14 protein-coding genes are annotated in these 13,951 nt (G+C 75.2%); 7 read left to right on the forward strand and 7 right to left on the reverse strand.

Features of this window, described 5'->3' with window-relative positions; translation table 11 throughout:
* The first annotated feature begins 78 nt into the window (after positions 1 to 78).
* The 4 genes from ACF08W_RS16220 to ACF08W_RS16235 all read left to right on the forward strand — a co-directional run bounded on the left by ACF08W_RS16220 (position 79) and on the right by ACF08W_RS16235 (position 3,923).
* Positions 79 to 1,293, forward strand: a complete 1,215-nt coding sequence (locus tag ACF08W_RS16220; protein WP_385212485.1) for a PP2C family protein-serine/threonine phosphatase — start codon at positions 79 to 81, stop codon at positions 1,291 to 1,293.
* Between the two features lie 89 nt (positions 1,294 to 1,382).
* The gene (locus ACF08W_RS16225; RefSeq protein ID WP_392279614.1) at positions 1,383 to 2,054 is read left to right on the forward strand and encodes a TetR family transcriptional regulator; all 672 of its coding nucleotides are present in this window, start codon (positions 1,383 to 1,385) and stop codon (positions 2,052 to 2,054) included.
* Positions 2,051 to 2,824, forward strand: a complete 774-nt coding sequence (locus tag ACF08W_RS16230) for an SDR family NAD(P)-dependent oxidoreductase (protein WP_392279615.1) — start codon at positions 2,051 to 2,053, stop codon at positions 2,822 to 2,824. The genes ACF08W_RS16225 and ACF08W_RS16230 overlap by 4 nt, the downstream gene beginning before the upstream one ends.
* Positions 2,825 to 2,882: 58 nt before the next feature.
* Entirely contained in the window at positions 2,883 to 3,923 is a 1,041-nt protein-coding gene (locus tag ACF08W_RS16235) for an NAD(P)-dependent alcohol dehydrogenase (RefSeq protein ID WP_352277944.1), read from the forward strand.
* A gap of 36 nt (positions 3,924 to 3,959) precedes the next feature.
* Here ACF08W_RS16235 and ACF08W_RS16240 read toward each other — a convergent pair whose 3' ends face one another.
* Positions 3,960 to 4,562 (reverse strand): phosphatase PAP2 family protein, encoded by a 603-nt coding sequence (locus tag ACF08W_RS16240; RefSeq protein ID WP_392279616.1) that lies wholly within the window; start codon positions 4,560 to 4,562, stop codon positions 3,960 to 3,962.
* Positions 4,562 to 5,236, reverse strand: a complete 675-nt coding sequence (locus tag ACF08W_RS16245; RefSeq protein WP_352277948.1) for a DedA family protein — start codon at positions 5,234 to 5,236, stop codon at positions 4,562 to 4,564. The genes ACF08W_RS16240 and ACF08W_RS16245 overlap by 1 nt, the downstream gene beginning before the upstream one ends.
* A gap of 254 nt (positions 5,237 to 5,490) precedes the next feature.
* Here ACF08W_RS16245 and ACF08W_RS16250 point away from each other — a divergent pair, with 254 nt between their 5' ends.
* Positions 5,491 to 5,823 carry a BlaI/MecI/CopY family transcriptional regulator gene (locus tag ACF08W_RS16250; RefSeq protein WP_352278028.1) on the forward strand — a complete coding sequence of 111 codons (333 nt, stop codon included), beginning with the start codon at positions 5,491 to 5,493 and terminating at the stop codon, positions 5,821 to 5,823.
* Positions 5,820 to 6,758, forward strand: coding sequence for a M56 family metallopeptidase (locus ACF08W_RS16255; protein WP_385212475.1), 939 nt, complete (start codon positions 5,820 to 5,822; stop codon positions 6,756 to 6,758). The genes ACF08W_RS16250 and ACF08W_RS16255 overlap by 4 nt, the downstream gene beginning before the upstream one ends.
* Before the next feature lie 21 nt (positions 6,759 to 6,779).
* Here the strand turns inward: ACF08W_RS16255 and ACF08W_RS16260 are convergent, their stop codons facing one another.
* Positions 6,780 to 7,277, reverse strand: a complete 498-nt coding sequence (locus ACF08W_RS16260) for an NUDIX domain-containing protein (protein WP_392279617.1) — start codon at positions 7,275 to 7,277, stop codon at positions 6,780 to 6,782.
* 434 nt (positions 7,278 to 7,711) lie between these two features.
* Here ACF08W_RS16260 and ACF08W_RS16265 point away from each other — a divergent pair, with 434 nt between their 5' ends.
* The gene (locus ACF08W_RS16265; protein ID WP_392279618.1) at positions 7,712 to 11,128 is read left to right on the forward strand and encodes a phosphodiester glycosidase family protein; all 3,417 of its coding nucleotides are present in this window, start codon (positions 7,712 to 7,714) and stop codon (positions 11,126 to 11,128) included.
* A 49-nt stretch (positions 11,129 to 11,177) separates the two neighbouring features.
* Here the strand turns inward: ACF08W_RS16265 and ACF08W_RS16270 are convergent, their stop codons facing one another.
* The 4 genes from ACF08W_RS16270 to ACF08W_RS16285 form a co-directional block, all read right to left on the reverse strand.
* Positions 11,178 to 11,588 (reverse strand): PTS fructose transporter subunit IIA, encoded by a 411-nt coding sequence (locus tag ACF08W_RS16270; RefSeq protein ID WP_352277953.1) that lies wholly within the window; start codon positions 11,586 to 11,588, stop codon positions 11,178 to 11,180.
* On the reverse strand, positions 11,585 to 12,190 hold the full coding sequence (gene dhaL / locus ACF08W_RS16275) for a dihydroxyacetone kinase subunit DhaL (RefSeq protein WP_392279619.1): 606 nt from the start codon (positions 12,188 to 12,190) through the stop codon (positions 11,585 to 11,587). The genes ACF08W_RS16270 and dhaL overlap by 4 nt, the downstream gene beginning before the upstream one ends.
* 54 nt (positions 12,191 to 12,244) lie before the next feature.
* Positions 12,245 to 13,237: a dihydroxyacetone kinase subunit DhaK gene (dhaK, locus tag ACF08W_RS16280; RefSeq protein WP_352277956.1), complete on the reverse strand. Its 993-nt coding sequence runs from the start codon at positions 13,235 to 13,237 to the stop codon at positions 12,245 to 12,247.
* A 146-nt stretch (positions 13,238 to 13,383) separates the two neighbouring features.
* Positions 13,384 to 13,938, reverse strand: a complete 555-nt coding sequence (locus ACF08W_RS16285; RefSeq protein WP_385212466.1) for a hypothetical protein — start codon at positions 13,936 to 13,938, stop codon at positions 13,384 to 13,386.
* Positions 13,939 to 13,951 lie beyond the last annotated feature (13 nt).

Genomic DNA, 13,951 nt, shown 5'->3' on the forward strand with positions numbered 1-13,951 from the left:
CGTGTGCCGCGCCCGGATGCCGGGTGCACTGGTAGGGAGTGCCGGCACCGGGCCGGCGGGTCCCGGGAGGAGTCGGCCGTGAGGATCGGGCTTCGACGCCTGTTCTCCGTACCCGGAGCGGTGCTCCCGGGGACGGACGCGGGGGAGGAGGCCGTACGCGCGCCACGGGTCCGCAACCCTGTGCTGTTCGGCATCCTGGCCCTGCTGACGGCCGTGTTCGTCCTGGTGGACGTCCGGACCGCCGGTGAGCTCCGCCTGGTGCCGCTGCTGGTGGTGGTCCCCGCCCTCGTCTCCGTCTTCGGGACGATCCGGCAGACCGCCGTCGTATCCCTCCTGATCATGCTGGTCGTCACCGGATCGCACCTGTCGACCGGCGGCTCCCGCGGGGACGTCCTCACCGGCATCGTCTTCACCGTGCTGGCCTGCTGCCTGGGCATCGGTGCCTGCGTCCTGCGCGTCCGGCACGCCACCCAGATCGCCCGGCTGCGCTCCGCCGCCGTCGCCCTCCAGCGCCAGATCCTGCGCCCGCTGCCCATCCTGACCGACCAGGTCCTGGCCCACGGCATCTACACCCCGATCGAGGAGGACCGCCTGGTCGGGGGCGACATCTACGAGGTCGTCCAGTCGCCCTACGGGACCCGGGTGATCATCGGGGACGTCCAGGGCAAGGGGGTCGCCGCGATCGGGGCCGGCTTCGCCGTGCTCGGGGCCTTCCGGGAGGCGGCCATCCGCGAGCCCGCCCTGACGGGCGTGGTCGACGCCCTGGAGGACGCGGTCGCCCGGCACAACACGTTCTCCGCCCAGACCGGGGAGACCGAACGCTTCGTCACCGCCCTGGTGCTCGGCTTCGACGGGAGCGACCGGGTCGAGGCCGTCAACTGCGGCCATCTGCCGCCCCGGCTGCTGCACGGGGGCGTGGCCGCCGCCGTACCGCTGCGTCACACCTCCGTGCCGCTGGGCATGGCGGAGCTCAGCCACGAGGGCAGGGCCGCCGAGCGGCTGGACTTCCCGCCCGGCGCCACGCTGCTGCTGTGCACCGACGGGGTCACCGAGGCCCGTGACGCCTCCGGCGCCTTCTACCCGCTCGACGCCCGACTGGGCCGCTGGGCGGAGCGGGCCCCGTACGACGTGCTGACGGAGCTCGACGCCGACCTGGACTCCTTCTCCGGAGGCGTACGGCGCGACGACATCGCCGCACTCGCCCTGCGCCGGGCGGTGGCCGGTGACCCCGCCCGCGGCGGTGCGGCCGGGCACGGCGCCCGCCGGTCCGCCGAGGCGTTCGGCGGCCGGTAGGGGCGGCCCGGAGCGGCGCGCCGCACCGATCGAATGTCCCGCCGGGACTCATGTCGCGGTGGGACATTTTTTGGGTGTACGGTGCATGTATGAATCCGGAACGGAAGAGCCCGGAGCGGCGGGGCCGCAAGGCCCGCCGGACCGGGGACACGCTGGCGCAGGCCGCCTTCGAGCTGGTGCTCGACCGGGGCCTGAGGAGCGTGACGGTCGAGGAGATCGCGGACCGCGCGGACGTCGACCGGCGCACCTTCAGCAGGTACTTCACGAGCAAGGAGGCCGCGGTCCTGGACTCGATCCGGGGCGACGGCGACCGGATCAACGACGCCCTGCGGGCCCGCCCGGCCGACGAGCCCCCGCTCACCGCCTACCGAAGAGCCGTGGAGGACTGGCTGGAGGACCCCGACACCCCGGCCTGGCACCGGCGTGAGCGGATCTTCGAACTGGTCGTCCTCGCCGAGCGGGAGCCGACCCTCTACGCGGCGTTCCACCACATCCGGGTGGACGCGCAGGAGGACTCGGTCGCCATCCTCGCGGACCGGCTCGGCGTCGACGCCCGGGACGACCTCCGCCCCGCCGTCGCGGTCGCCGCGGGCGCCGGGGCGCTCCTCGCGGCCCAGGCGGCCTGGGCCCGCGCCGACCGACCGGACGACCTGCCCCGACTGATCGGACAGGCATTCGACGCCCTGGCCGGGGAGCTGCTCACGCGGCCTCCCGGCGGGCAGGCACCACACCGCACCACCGAAGAAAGCAGAGACCGATGAGCACCACCCCCACCCCCGCCGACCAGGAGTTCACCGGCCGGACCGCCCTCGTCACCGGCGGTGCCTCCGGCATCGGCCTGGCGCTGGCCCGCAGGCTGGCCGCGGGCGGCGCCGCCGTCGTCGTCGCCGACTACGACGAGGCGGGTGCCCGCGAGGCCGCCGCCGAGCTGGCGGGCACCGGGGCCGAGGCCGCCGCCGTCGCCCTGGACGTCACCGACCCCGCCTCCGTCGAAGCGGGCGTACGGTTCGCCGTCGACACCTTCGGCGCCCTGCACCTCGCCGTCAACAACGCGGGCATCGCCGGCCCCTCCAACCCCACCGGTGCCTACGACGTCAAGGACTGGGACCGGGTCGTCGCCACCAACCTCAGCGGCGTCTTCTACTCGATGCGCTACGAACTCCCCGCCATCGTCGAGGCGGGCGGCGGCGCCATCGTCAACATGTCGTCGATCCTCGGCACCAACGGCTTCGCCGGATCGCCCGCGTACGTCGCCGCCAAGCACGGCGTGGTCGGCCTGACCAAGACGGCAGCCCTCGAATACGCGGCCCGCAACGTCCGGATCAACGCCGTGGGCCCCGGCTTCATCGACACCCCGCTGCTCCGGAACACCGACAGCGCGGCCCGCGAGCACCTGATCTCGCTCCACGCGGCCGGACGGCTCGGCACGGCGGAGGAGGTCGCCGAACTGGCCGCCTTCCTGCTCTCCGACCGCGCCTCCTTCGTCCACGGGAGCTACCACCTGGTGGACGGCGGCTACTCCGCCGCCTGACCGGCGCACGGGGCAACGGGGGTGAAGTCGTGCAGAGATCGAACGTGAGGAGAACCCCATGAAGGCCGTCCAGTACCGCACCGTGGGCGCGGCGCCCGAGGTCGTCACCGTGCCCGACCCGGAGCCCGGCCCCGGCCAGGTGCTGCTGAAGGTCACCGCCGCGGGCGTCTGCCACTCCGACATCGCCGTGATGAGCTGGCCCGCGGAGCAGATCCCGTTCCCGCTGCCGCTCACCCTCGGCCACGAGGGCGTGGGCACCGTCGCCGCGCTCGGCGACGGGGTGAGCGGGCTCGCGGTCGGCGACGCCGTCGCGGTGTACGGCCCCTGGGGCTGCGGCACCTGCGTCAAGTGCGCCGAGGGCAAGGAGAACTACTGCCTGCGCGCCAAGGAGCTCGGCATCGCCCCGCCCGGACTGGGTGCCCCCGGCGCCATGGCCGAGTACATGATCGTCGACGACCCGCGCCACCTGGTGCCGCTCGGCGGACTCGACCCGGTGCAGGCCGTGCCGCTCACCGACGCGGGCCTGACCCCGTACCACGCGATCAAGCGCTCGCTGCCCAAGCTGGTCCCCGGCGCCACCGCCGTGGTCATCGGCACGGGCGGGCTGGGCCATGTCGCGATCCAGTTGCTGCGGGCCATGACGGCCGTACGGGTCGTCGCCCTCGACGTCTCCGAGGAGAAGCTGGCCCTGGCCCGCGAGGTCGGGGCCCATGAGACCGTCCTGTCCGACGAGGGCGCGGCGGCGAGGATCCGGGAACTCACCGGTGGGATCGGAGCCCAGGTCGTCCTGGACTTCGTCGGGGCCCCGCCCACCGTCGCCACCGCCGGGGCGGCGGCCGCGATCGACTCCGACGTCACGATCGTCGGCATCGGCGGCGGCGCGCTGCCGGTCGGCTTCGGCTCCCTGCCGTACAACACGACGGTGACCTCCCCGTACTGGGGGTCGCGCGCCGAGCTCGCCGAGGTGCTCGACCTCGCCCGCGCCGGGGCGGTCCGGGTGCACGTGGAGACGTACACCCTGGACGAGGCGCCGCTGGCGTACGAGCGGCTGCACCACGGGAAGATCAACGGTCGCGCGGTCATCCTCCCCCACGGCTGATCCGGCCGGCCGGGGCCCGTCCGTACGGGCCCCGGCTCACCGCGTGGCGACCAGCGGCCGCAGCGCTGTGCCGCGCAGCCGGTCCACCGCCGGGGCGCAGCGCCGCGCCGCGACCGTCAGCGGCCAGGCGACGACCACCCCGGTCACCAGCGCGGCCAGCACGTCGTGCGGGTAGTGCGCGCCGACCCACACCCGGGACGCGGCCATCAGCGCGGCGGCGGTCACCGCGACTGCGCCGAGTCTGCGGTCGGCCAGCCAGATCGCGGTCGCCGCGGCCACCGCGATCGCGGTGTGGTTGCTGGGGAAGGACCAGTCGTTCAGCGGCGGGCAGGCCTCCACCGTTACGACCTGGAGGGTCCGGCAGGGGCGCTGCTCGTGGAAGGCGGACTTGACCAGCTCGTTGGCGAGGAAGGCGGCCACCACGACCAGCGGGGCGCTCAGCGCCATGGCGGTCCGCGCCGGGTCGCCGGAGCGTGAGCGCCACCAGGACGCGAGCATCAGCAGGGCGAACAGGGCGAGCCCGTAGTCCGTCCAGAGGCGGACGGCGGCGTCCAGGGCGGCGGGGGAGCGCCGCGCCAGCTCCGTGATCCAGGTGTACAGGCCGCCGTCGAACGAGGCGGCGGTGGAGGCGAGGCGCATCAGCCGTTCTCTCCTTCCGCCCCGGCGGCCCGGCGGTTGCGGGACCGGAGCAGTTCGGCGGCGAGCGGGATCAGGGAGACCACGACCACGAGGGCGACGATCGGCAGCAGATAGCGGTCGACGTTCGGCACCGAGGAGCCCAGCGCGTAACCCGCCAGGACCAGCCCGACCGTCCAGACCAGCCCGCCGACCGCCTGCCAGAGCGCGAACACCCCGGCCGGTACGTTGAGCGCCCCGGCCAGCGGGTTGAGCACCGTACGCACCACGGGGACGAAGCGGGCCAGCACGATCGCCCGCGCGTGCCCGTATCTGCCCAGCAGCTCCTCGGCGCGGGCGGCGCCCTCGTGCAGCCGCCGGGAGCGGCTGCGGGCGAGCAGGGCCCGGCCGCCCCGCCCGCCGATCCAGTACCCCGTCTGGGCGCCGAGCAGCGCGCCGGCCACGGCGGCGACCAGGACCTGCGGCAGTGACAGGTGCACCGGGCCGTGGGCGCCCGGCACACAGAGCAGGCCCGCGGTGAAGAGCAGGGAATCGCCGGGCAGGAAGAAGCCGACGAGCAGCCCCGTCTCGGCGAACAGCACGACGGCGATGCCGAGCGCGCCGAACGCCGCGAGCAGCGAACCCGCGTCCAGCGGGTTCACCGCCAGCGGCACGGAGGCCAGTGAGAATCCGGACACGGTGGTGGGTCTCCCATAATGGTGAGCGGGCGGCCGACGGGGCGCCCGGACTGACTACAGTGGCGTAGACGGTCTACATCACTGTAGACGCCCGATGGGGGAGGAGAGTTCCCATGTCCCAGGCGAAGGGGATACCGAACGGGGAGGCAGCCCCCGACCCGCACCGCGAACCGCCCTCCCGGCCCGCCCCGGGCACCCCCCGCCCGGCCGCCACGAGCCCCGGCGCCGCACCGGAGCGCCGCCCTTCCGGCGAGCTGGAATCCACGATCCTCACGGCCCTGTGGGCGGCCGGAACCCCCCTCACCCCCGGCCAGGTCCAGAGCGCCATCGGCCCCTCCCTCGCCCGCACCACCGTCACCACGATCCTGTCCCGCCTGTACGAGAAGGGCGCCGTCGCCCGCAGCCGCGCCGGCCGCGGATTCGCCTACACCCCCACCGAGGACGAGCCCGGACTGACCGCCCGCCGGATGCACAGCGAACTCCGCAAGCGCGAGGACCGGGGCACCGTCCTGGCCCGGTTCGTCTCGCAGCTCACCGACGAGGACGAGCGACTGCTCCGGGAGCTGCTCGACGGGGAGGCCCCATGATCTACGCCGTCTGGATCCCGCTGCTGATGCCGTTCCTGGCGGTGCCCGCGGCCCGGCGACTCGCCGACGCGCTGGCCCCCGCCCGCGCCGTGCTGCTGCTCACCGCGACCGGCGCCGGCCTCGCCCTGTCCGGCCTCCTCGCCCTGGCGCTGCTCGTGGTGCCCGGCGCGACCCGCTTCTCCGTCGTCTCCGCCCTCGGCGAGCTGGTCCGGCCGACGGCCGGGGCCGCCCCGGCCGTCGCCGTCCCTCTGGCGGCCGCCGCGCTGGCCCTGCTGCTCGGCTGCGCCACCGCCGTCGCCCGCACCGTCCGCCGCCACTGGGCGGAGCTGGGGACCGCCGCACCGGCCGAGGGGCCGGCGGACGGCGAACTGACCGTGCTGCCCGACAGCCGCCCCGACGCCTACGCCCTCCCCGGACGCCCCGGCACCCCCGGCCGGATCGTCGTCACCACCGGAATGCTCCACGCCCTCGACCCCGCCGAACGCGAGGCGCTGCTCGCCCACGAACGCGCCCACCTCACCGGCCGCCACCACCTCTTCACCGTCGTCGCCGAGGCGGCCGCGCTCTGCCACCCCGCGCTGCGCTCCCTGCGCGCCCCCATGCGGTACGCCCTGGAGCGCTGCGCCGACGAGGCCGCGGCATCGGCCGTCGGGGACCGGCGGATCGCCGCCCGCGCCATCGGCCGGGCCGCCCTCGCCGCCCGCACCGACGAGAGCGCCGCACCGACCCGCCCGAGGGCCGCGCTCGCCGCCGCGGCCGGTCCCGTACCGCGCCGGGTCGCCGCCCTGCTCGGCCGCGCCCCCGCACGCCGCCGCGCGGGGCGCGCCGCGGCCGCCGTACTGCTCGCCTGCCTGGTCGTCTCCGGCGCCGCCGCGCTCGACGCGACGAACGACCTGCACAGCAGCATCGAGGCCGCCCAGGTCGGCCACGGCTGACCCGGCGGGGCCGGGCCCCGGTCAGGGCGCGGCCGGCCCCTCCGCCAGCCGCTCCCGCAGCCGGTCGAGGAAGACCCGCTGCCCGGCCACGAGCCGCCCGGCCGCCTCCTCGGGCGCGCACCAGGCGAACCGGTCGACCTCCGGGAACTCCCGCTCCACCCCCGACCCCCTCGGCCACTCCATGGTGAACGTCCCCGGGACCGCCGAAGCGGCGTCGACATCGGCCTCCAGCGCCCACACGGTCACGGTCTTCCCCCCGGACTGACGGCTCTCGCCCAACGCGATCCACGGACCCTTCGGCACCGGGTGCCCGAACTCCTCCCCGAACTCGCGCGCGGCCGCCGCGGCCGGTTCCTCGTCGGGGCCGTACTCCCCCTTGGGGACCGACCACGCCGCCTGCTCCCGGCGCGCCCAGAACGGGCCGCCCATGTGCCCGATGAGCACCTCGAAACCGGTCCCGCCCGTACGGCGGAACAGCAGAAGACCCGCACTGCGCGTGGTGCGCCCCGGTGATGGCATGCCGTCAAGTCTGCGCCCCGGCCCCGGTGTACCGGCGCCGACGACACCCCCTCTTCCGCGACGTGCTTCGAAAGTACCGGGGCGGCCTTCCGCCTCGCGATCGCACGCACCGGGCACCCGCGGGGCCGCCCTCCGGGCAGACGACGCTCCTTCCGGAGCACGCCCTTGATCATCCACGTCATCGGTCCGACGCCGCCTGTTCTCCGTGAGGTTCCCGATGCCCCCTGGTGCGCCGCCCCGGCCCCGGCCATGCTGTCCGCCGGACACGCCCGCCGCCCGCACCGGGCCGCGCAACCATCGGGAAACCAGGAGGACTTGTGGGCCTTGGCACAGTCGGTACGACGAACGGACGGCGCGGGAGGGCGGCGAGACGGCCCAGGACCGCGGCCCGCCCGCTGGTACTCCTCGCGACGGCGTCCGCCCTGACACTCGGCATGATCCAGCCCGCACTCGCGGACCCGAACCCCGACCCGCGTCCCGGCACGGCCGCCGAGATCCTCCGCCCCGTCGCCCCGCCCCCGGCGAGCAGCGCCCCGAGCGCGTCGCCCCGGGCGGTCGCGGACGGCGACGGCATCGAGACCGCGCGGGCCTCCCGCCCCCTCGCCCCCGGGATCCGGCTCGACTCCTACGACCGGCTGGAATCCGACAAGTGGCTGCGGGTCGACCAGCTCTCGGTCGATCTCGCCGGCAGCGGGGTACGCGCCGACTACCTCTCCTCCGGCAAGGTCTCCGAACGGCGCACCGTCTCCGAACTCGCCGCCCGGCACGACGCCGGTTCCGGCCGCCGGACCGTCGCCGCGATCAACGCCGACTTCTTCGACATCAACCAGACCGGGGCCCCGGAAGGCATCGGCGTCAAGGACGGGGCCCCCGTCCAGTCGCCCGCCCCGGGGATCAACCGGGCCGTCGGCATCGGCCCGGACAGCGCGGGCCGCATCCTCGACCTCTACTTCGAGGGGACGCTCACCCTGCCCTCCGGCCGGCGACCGCTGACCGCGTACAACGCCGCCAATGTGCCGTCCGGCTCCATCGGCGCGTACACCTCCGCCTGGGGGAGCGCCGACCGCGCCCTCACCGTGGACGCCGGGAAACCGGTCGCCGAGGCGGCCGTCCGGGACGGCAGGGTCGTCTCCGTGGCGGACGCGCCCGGATCGGGGCCCGTCCCGGACGGGACCACCTTCCTGATCGGCCGGGAGGCGTCCGCCGCCGCGATCGCCGCGCTCCGGCCCGGCGACCCGGTGTCCCTGGCCTACCGGGCGCGCACCGACTCCGGCGCCGTGCCGCGCACCGCCGTCGGCGGCCGGGAACTCCTGGTCGTCGACGGCGTCGCCCAGAACCACGAGGGCGAGGGCAACAACACCGCCGCGCCCCGCACCGCCGTCGGCTTCTCCAAGGACGGCCGGGCGATGCAGATCATCACCGTCGACGGCCGCCAGGCGGACAGCGGCGGCGTCACCCTCACCGAACTCGGCCTGATGATGCGCCGGGCCGGCTCGTACAGCGCGCTCAACCTGGACGGCGGCGGCTCCTCGACCCTGGTCGCCCGCGCCCCCGGGAGCGACGCGCTCCAGGTGGAGAACAGCCCGTCCGACGGCAGCGAGCGCACCGTCCCCAACGGCCTCGCCCTCACCGCCCCCGACGGCAGCGGACGGCTCAAGGGCTACTGGGTCCGGCCCCGCACCCCCGCCGCCGTCGCACCGGGCACCGACCCCGTCAAGGGCGGCCATCCCGACCGGGTCTTCCCCGGCCTCACCCGGCGCCTCACCGCGACCGGCTACGACGAGACGTACGGCCCCGCCCAGGGTGCCCCGCGCTGGAACACCACCCGCGGCTCGGTCGGCACGGTCGACGCCCACGGGCTCTTCACCGCACGCGCGGGCGGTACCACCGAGGTACGCGCCCAGCACGGACCGGCCCGCGGTACCGCCACCCTCACCGTCCTCGACGAGCTGGCCCGCATCCAGCCCACCACCCGGCGGGTGGGCCTCGCCGACGGCGGAGCCACCGGCACCTTCGGCATCGTCGGGCTCGACGCCCACGGCACCGGCGCCCCCGTCGAACCGCGCGACGTCGCGCTCGACTACGACCGCGCGCTCTTCGACATCCGCGACGACGGGCAGGGCTCGTTCACCGTCGCCTCGCGCACCGGCTCCGGCGCCGGGCTGGTCACGGCGACCGTCGCGGGCGCCACCACCGTCCTCGCCGTCAGCGTCGGCCTCACCGAACAGGCCGTCTCCTCCTTCGACGACGCCGCGTCCTGGAAGTTCAGCCAGGCCCGGGCCGACGGATCGCTGACCGCCACCCCCGACGGCCGCACCGGCACCGGGCTGAGGCTCGACTACGACTTCACCCTCTCCACCGCCACCCGCGCCGCCTACGCCGCCCCGCCCCGGCCGGTCACCGTGCCCGGTCAGCCCCAGTCGTTCAAGTTGTGGATCAAGGGCGACGGCAACGGCGCCTGGCCGACCCTGCACCTCAAGGACGCGGCCGGCTCCGACCAGCTGCTGCGCGGCCCGTACGTGACCTGGACCGGCTGGCGGCAGGTCACCTTCGACGTGCCGCCGGGCACCGCCATGCCGCTCTCCGTCTCCCGCTTCTACCTCGCGGAGACCGCGGCCGCCAAGCAGTACACCGGAGGGATCGTCATCGACGAACTCACCGCCCAGGTGCCGCCCACCGTCGAGCTGCCCGAACAGGCCGCCCCCGCCGATCCGCTGATCGACCCGGCCGCCGTGACCGGCCGCCGGGACTGGAGGTTCGCCGTGATGTCCGACGCCCAGTTCGTCGCCCGCGAACCGGACAGCGCCCTCGTCGCCCAGGCCCGGCGCACCCTGCGCGAGATCAGGGCGGCCGCCCCGGACTTCCTGGTGATCGCCGGGGACTTCGTCGACGAGGGCTCGCCCGCCGACCTGGCCTTCGCCCACCGGATCCTCGACGAGGAGCTCGGGTCCGCGCTGCCCTGGTACTACGTGCCGGGCAACCACGAGGTGATGGGCGGTCGGATCGACAACTTCGTCCAGGAGTTCGGGCCCGCCCAGCGCACCTTCGACCACAAGGGCACCCGCTTCGTCACCCTCGACACCTCCAGCCTCGGCCTGCGCGGCGGCGGCTTCGCCCAGATCCGGCAGCTCCGCGCCCAGCTGGACGCGGCGGCCAAGGACCGGAGCGTCGACTCGCTGATGCTGATCCAGCACGTCCCGCCGCGCGACCCGACCGTGCAGAAGGGCAGTCAGCTCGGCGACCGCAAGGAGGCCGCCCTGATCGAGCAGTGGCTCGCCGACTTCCGCCGCACCACGGGCAAGGGCGCGGCCTTCATCGGCGGCCACGTGGGGGTTTTCAACGCCTCGCACGTCGACGGAGTGCCCTATCTGATCAACGGGAACTCCGGGAAGGCACCGGCCGGACCCGCCGCCGACGGCGGCTTCACCGGATGGTCGCTGGTGGGCGCCGACCGCGTCGGACCGGGCGAACAGGCCGCGGCACGGCAGCGGCCGTGGCGGGGCGGACCCGACTGGGTCTCCGTACAGACCCGCGCGCACGTCGACGCGGTACGGATCGACGCACCGCCGGTGCTCCAGGCCGGAGGCCGTACGAAGGTCACCGCGACCGTCACCCAGGGCAGCCGCGAGGTCCCGGTCGGCTTCCCGCTGGCGGCGGACTGGACCGGATCCCCGAACGTCCTCATCGGGGACGCGAAGGGACCGGGGCCCCGGCGCACGGCCGTCCTCGACCCGGCCACCGGCACCCTCACCGCGCTCCGGCCGGGCACCGTCACCCTCGCCGTGACGGTGAACGGCACGACCGAGCGGGTACGGATCAGGATCGTCGCGGCCGCCGCCGACGCCGCCTGACGCCGTGGGACCCGGGCTGCCCGCACCACGGTGCGGGCGGCCCGTCCGGCTACAGCTTGCGGTACGCGTACGCCTCCGACGCGGCGGCCGCCACCGCCTCGATGTCGCCGCCCGCCGACGCGGTGACCACCGCGGCCACCGCGCCCTCCACGAACGGCGCGTCCACCAGCCGGGAACCGTCCGGCAGTTCGTCGCCCTCGGCCAGCATCGACTTCACCGTGAGCACCGCGCTGCCCAGGTCGACCAGGAGCGCCACACCCGCGCCGGAGTCCACCGACCGGGCGGCCCCGGCGATCAGCTCCGCGCTCGTCCCCAGCCCGCCGCCGGGCAGCCCGCCCGCGGCGGCCACCGGAGCCGTGGCACCGCCCGCCGCCAGCCCCCTGGCCAGCTCCGCCACGGACTCGGCCACCGGACCGCTGTGCGAGACCAGCACGATCCCGACCCCGCCACCGGCGCTCATGCCGCACCCCCGGCCGTTTCGGCCAGTGCGGTGATCAGCAGCGCCGCCGAGGTGGCCCCGGGATCCTGGTGCCCGACGCTGCGCTCGCCCAGATAGCTCGCCCGGCCCTTGCGGGCCAGCATCGGCACCGTGGCCAGCGCCCCCGTGTCCGCCGCCTCCCGGGCCGCGTCGAACGAGGTGCCGAGCGCCTCGACGGCCGGCAGCAGCGCGTCCAGCATCGTCTTGTCCCCGGCCTTCGCCCCGCCGAGCTGCGCCACCGCGGCGACGCCCTCGGCCAGCGCCCCGGCCAGCTCCCGCTTCGACACGGCGGGGGCGTCGCCCAGGGCCTTGCCGGTGCGCCGCAGCAGCGTCCCGTACAGCGGGCCGGAGGCCCCGCCGACGGTCGAGATGAGCTGCCGCCCGGCCAGCGTCAGCACCGCCCCGGGGGTCCCCGGCCCCTCCTCGGCCAGGACCTTGGTCACCGCGGCGAAGCCGCGCCGCATGTTGCTGCCGTGATCGGCGTCCCCGATCGCGGCGTCGAGGTCGGTGAGACGGTCCGCCTCACGGTCCACCAGGGCGGCGGACGCGGTCATCCAGCGGTGGAAGAAGTCGGCGTCGAGCACATGATCTCCTTGTCGCTCCAGCAGAACGGGCGGGACGGGCGGGGCACGGGCGGATCAACGGCCCCAGCGCAACGCGGGCGTCTCCACCGGCGCGTCCCAGAGCCGCAGCAGCTCCTCGTCCACCTGGCAGAGCGTCACCGAACAGCCCGCCATGTCGAGCGAGGTCACATGGTTCCCCACGAGCGTACGGGCCACCGCCACACCCCGCTCGGACAGCACCCGCGCCACCTCCGCGCCGAACCCGTACAGCTCCAGCAGCGGCGTGGCGCCCATGCCGTTGACGAGGACGAGCACCGGCCCGGTCGGCCGCAGGTCGTCCAGGACCGCGCCCACCGCGACGTCCGCGATCTCCCGCGAGGTCATCATCGGCCGCCGCTCCCGGCCGGGCTCGCCGTGGATGCCGATGCCCAGCTCCAGCTCGTCCGGCGGCAGGTCGAAGGTGGGGGAGCCCTTGGCCGGGGTGGTGACCGCGCCCAGCGCCACCCCGAAGCTCCGCGACGACGCGTTGACCTGCCGGGCGACGGCCGCCACCCGGTCCAGCGGGGCGCCCTCCTCGGCCGCCGCTCCGGCGATCTTCTCGACGAAGAGCGTGGCGCCGGTACCCCGCCGCCCCGCGGTGAAGAGGCTGTCCGTCACCGCCACGTCGTCGTCGACCAGCACCTGCTCGACCCGTACGCCGTCCTCCTCGGCGAGCTCCGCGGCCATCTCGAAGTTCAGCACGTCGCCCGTGTAGTTCTTGACGACGAACAGCACGCCCGCGCCGCCGTCGACCGCCGAGGCGGCCCGCACCATCTGGTCCGGCACGGGCGAGGTGAACACCTCGCCGGGGCAGGCGGCCGACAGCATCCCGGGCCCGACGAACCCGGCGTGCAGGGGCTCGTGCCCGGAACCGCCGCCGGAGACCAGCGCCACCTTCCCCGCCACGGGCGCGTCACGGCGCACCACCGTGCGGTTCTCGACGTCCACGACCAGCGCCGGATGGGCGGCCGCCATACCGCGCAGCGCGTCCGCGACCACGGTCTCGGGGGTGTTGATCAGCATGCTCAACGGGGTCTCCTGACGAGAGGGGAAGGTCCGCTCCTCGGGGCAGGAGGCGCGCACCGACCGGGCGGACTCGCCGAGTCGCCGCCGACTCTACTGAGTCGGCGGCGCGTTGTGCCGGAGGCGGCCGGAGGGATGTCCGGCGGGCCGGGCTACTGCCCCTCGATCTCGACGAGCGGCGCGTGCTGGTACCAGGTGCAGAAGACCGAGATCTCCCGGTCGCCCTGGGTGAACGTCACCCGGATCCACTGGGCCGTCTTCCAGACCTGCATCTGCCAGCCGGAGTTCGGGGTCGCCGAGACCAGCTCGGCCGAGGACCGCTTGATGTCGAAGACGACCCGTCCGCCGTCGACGGTGTAGCCCTTGACGTTCGCGGACCCGCCGGGGGCGGTGCGGCTCGGGTCCGGCGCGGGCGGCCGGGCGGGGGTGCGGGGGGCATCGGGCGACGGGCTCCCGGCGGAGCCGTCCTGCCGCACCCCGCCGGGCTCGGAGCGGGTGGGTTCCGGGGACTTCACGGGACGTCGGGAAGGGGTCTTCCCGGGCTCGGGCAGGCTGTTCGAGGCGCGCTCGGCCTCCGCGATGGGCACGGCGCGGGGAGGGTCGTACGCGGTGCCCGTCATCGCGGTGTGAACTCCCCACCAGGACAGCGTGACAGCGGCTCCCGTGGAGAGCACCCAGGCTATGCTGTGTACCAGTGCTCGTCGCATCGTGGGGCCTATT

It is taken from the genome of Streptomyces sp. NPDC015144, assembly GCF_043079735.1.
Lineage (GTDB): Bacteria > Actinomycetota > Actinomycetes > Streptomycetales > Streptomycetaceae > Streptomyces.

Bases quoted from the DNA above. Each gene is read 5' to 3' on its own strand.
- ACF08W_RS16225 (WP_392279614.1), top strand. From the start codon at position 1,383: ATGAATCCGGAACGGAAGAGCCCGGAGCGGCGGGGCCGCAAGGCCCGC.
- ACF08W_RS16230 (WP_392279615.1), top strand. From the start codon at position 2,051: ATGAGCACCACCCCCACCCCCGCCGACCAGGAGTTCACCGGCCGGACC.
- ACF08W_RS16235 (WP_352277944.1), top strand. From the start codon at position 2,883: ATGAAGGCCGTCCAGTACCGCACCGTGGGCGCGGCGCCCGAGGTCGTC.
- ACF08W_RS16240 (WP_392279616.1), bottom strand. From the start codon at position 4,562: ATGCGCCTCGCCTCCACCGCCGCCTCGTTCGACGGCGGCCTGTACACC.
- ACF08W_RS16255 (WP_385212475.1), top strand. From the start codon at position 5,820: ATGATCTACGCCGTCTGGATCCCGCTGCTGATGCCGTTCCTGGCGGTG.
- ACF08W_RS16260 (WP_392279617.1), bottom strand. From the start codon at position 7,277: ATGCCATCACCGGGGCGCACCACGCGCAGTGCGGGTCTTCTGCTGTTC.
- ACF08W_RS16265 (WP_392279618.1), top strand. From the start codon at position 7,712: ATGATCCAGCCCGCACTCGCGGACCCGAACCCCGACCCGCGTCCCGGC.
- ACF08W_RS16270 (WP_352277953.1), bottom strand. From the start codon at position 11,588: ATGAGCGCCGGTGGCGGGGTCGGGATCGTGCTGGTCTCGCACAGCGGT.
- ACF08W_RS16285 (WP_385212466.1), bottom strand. From the start codon at position 13,938: ATGCGACGAGCACTGGTACACAGCATAGCCTGGGTGCTCTCCACGGGA.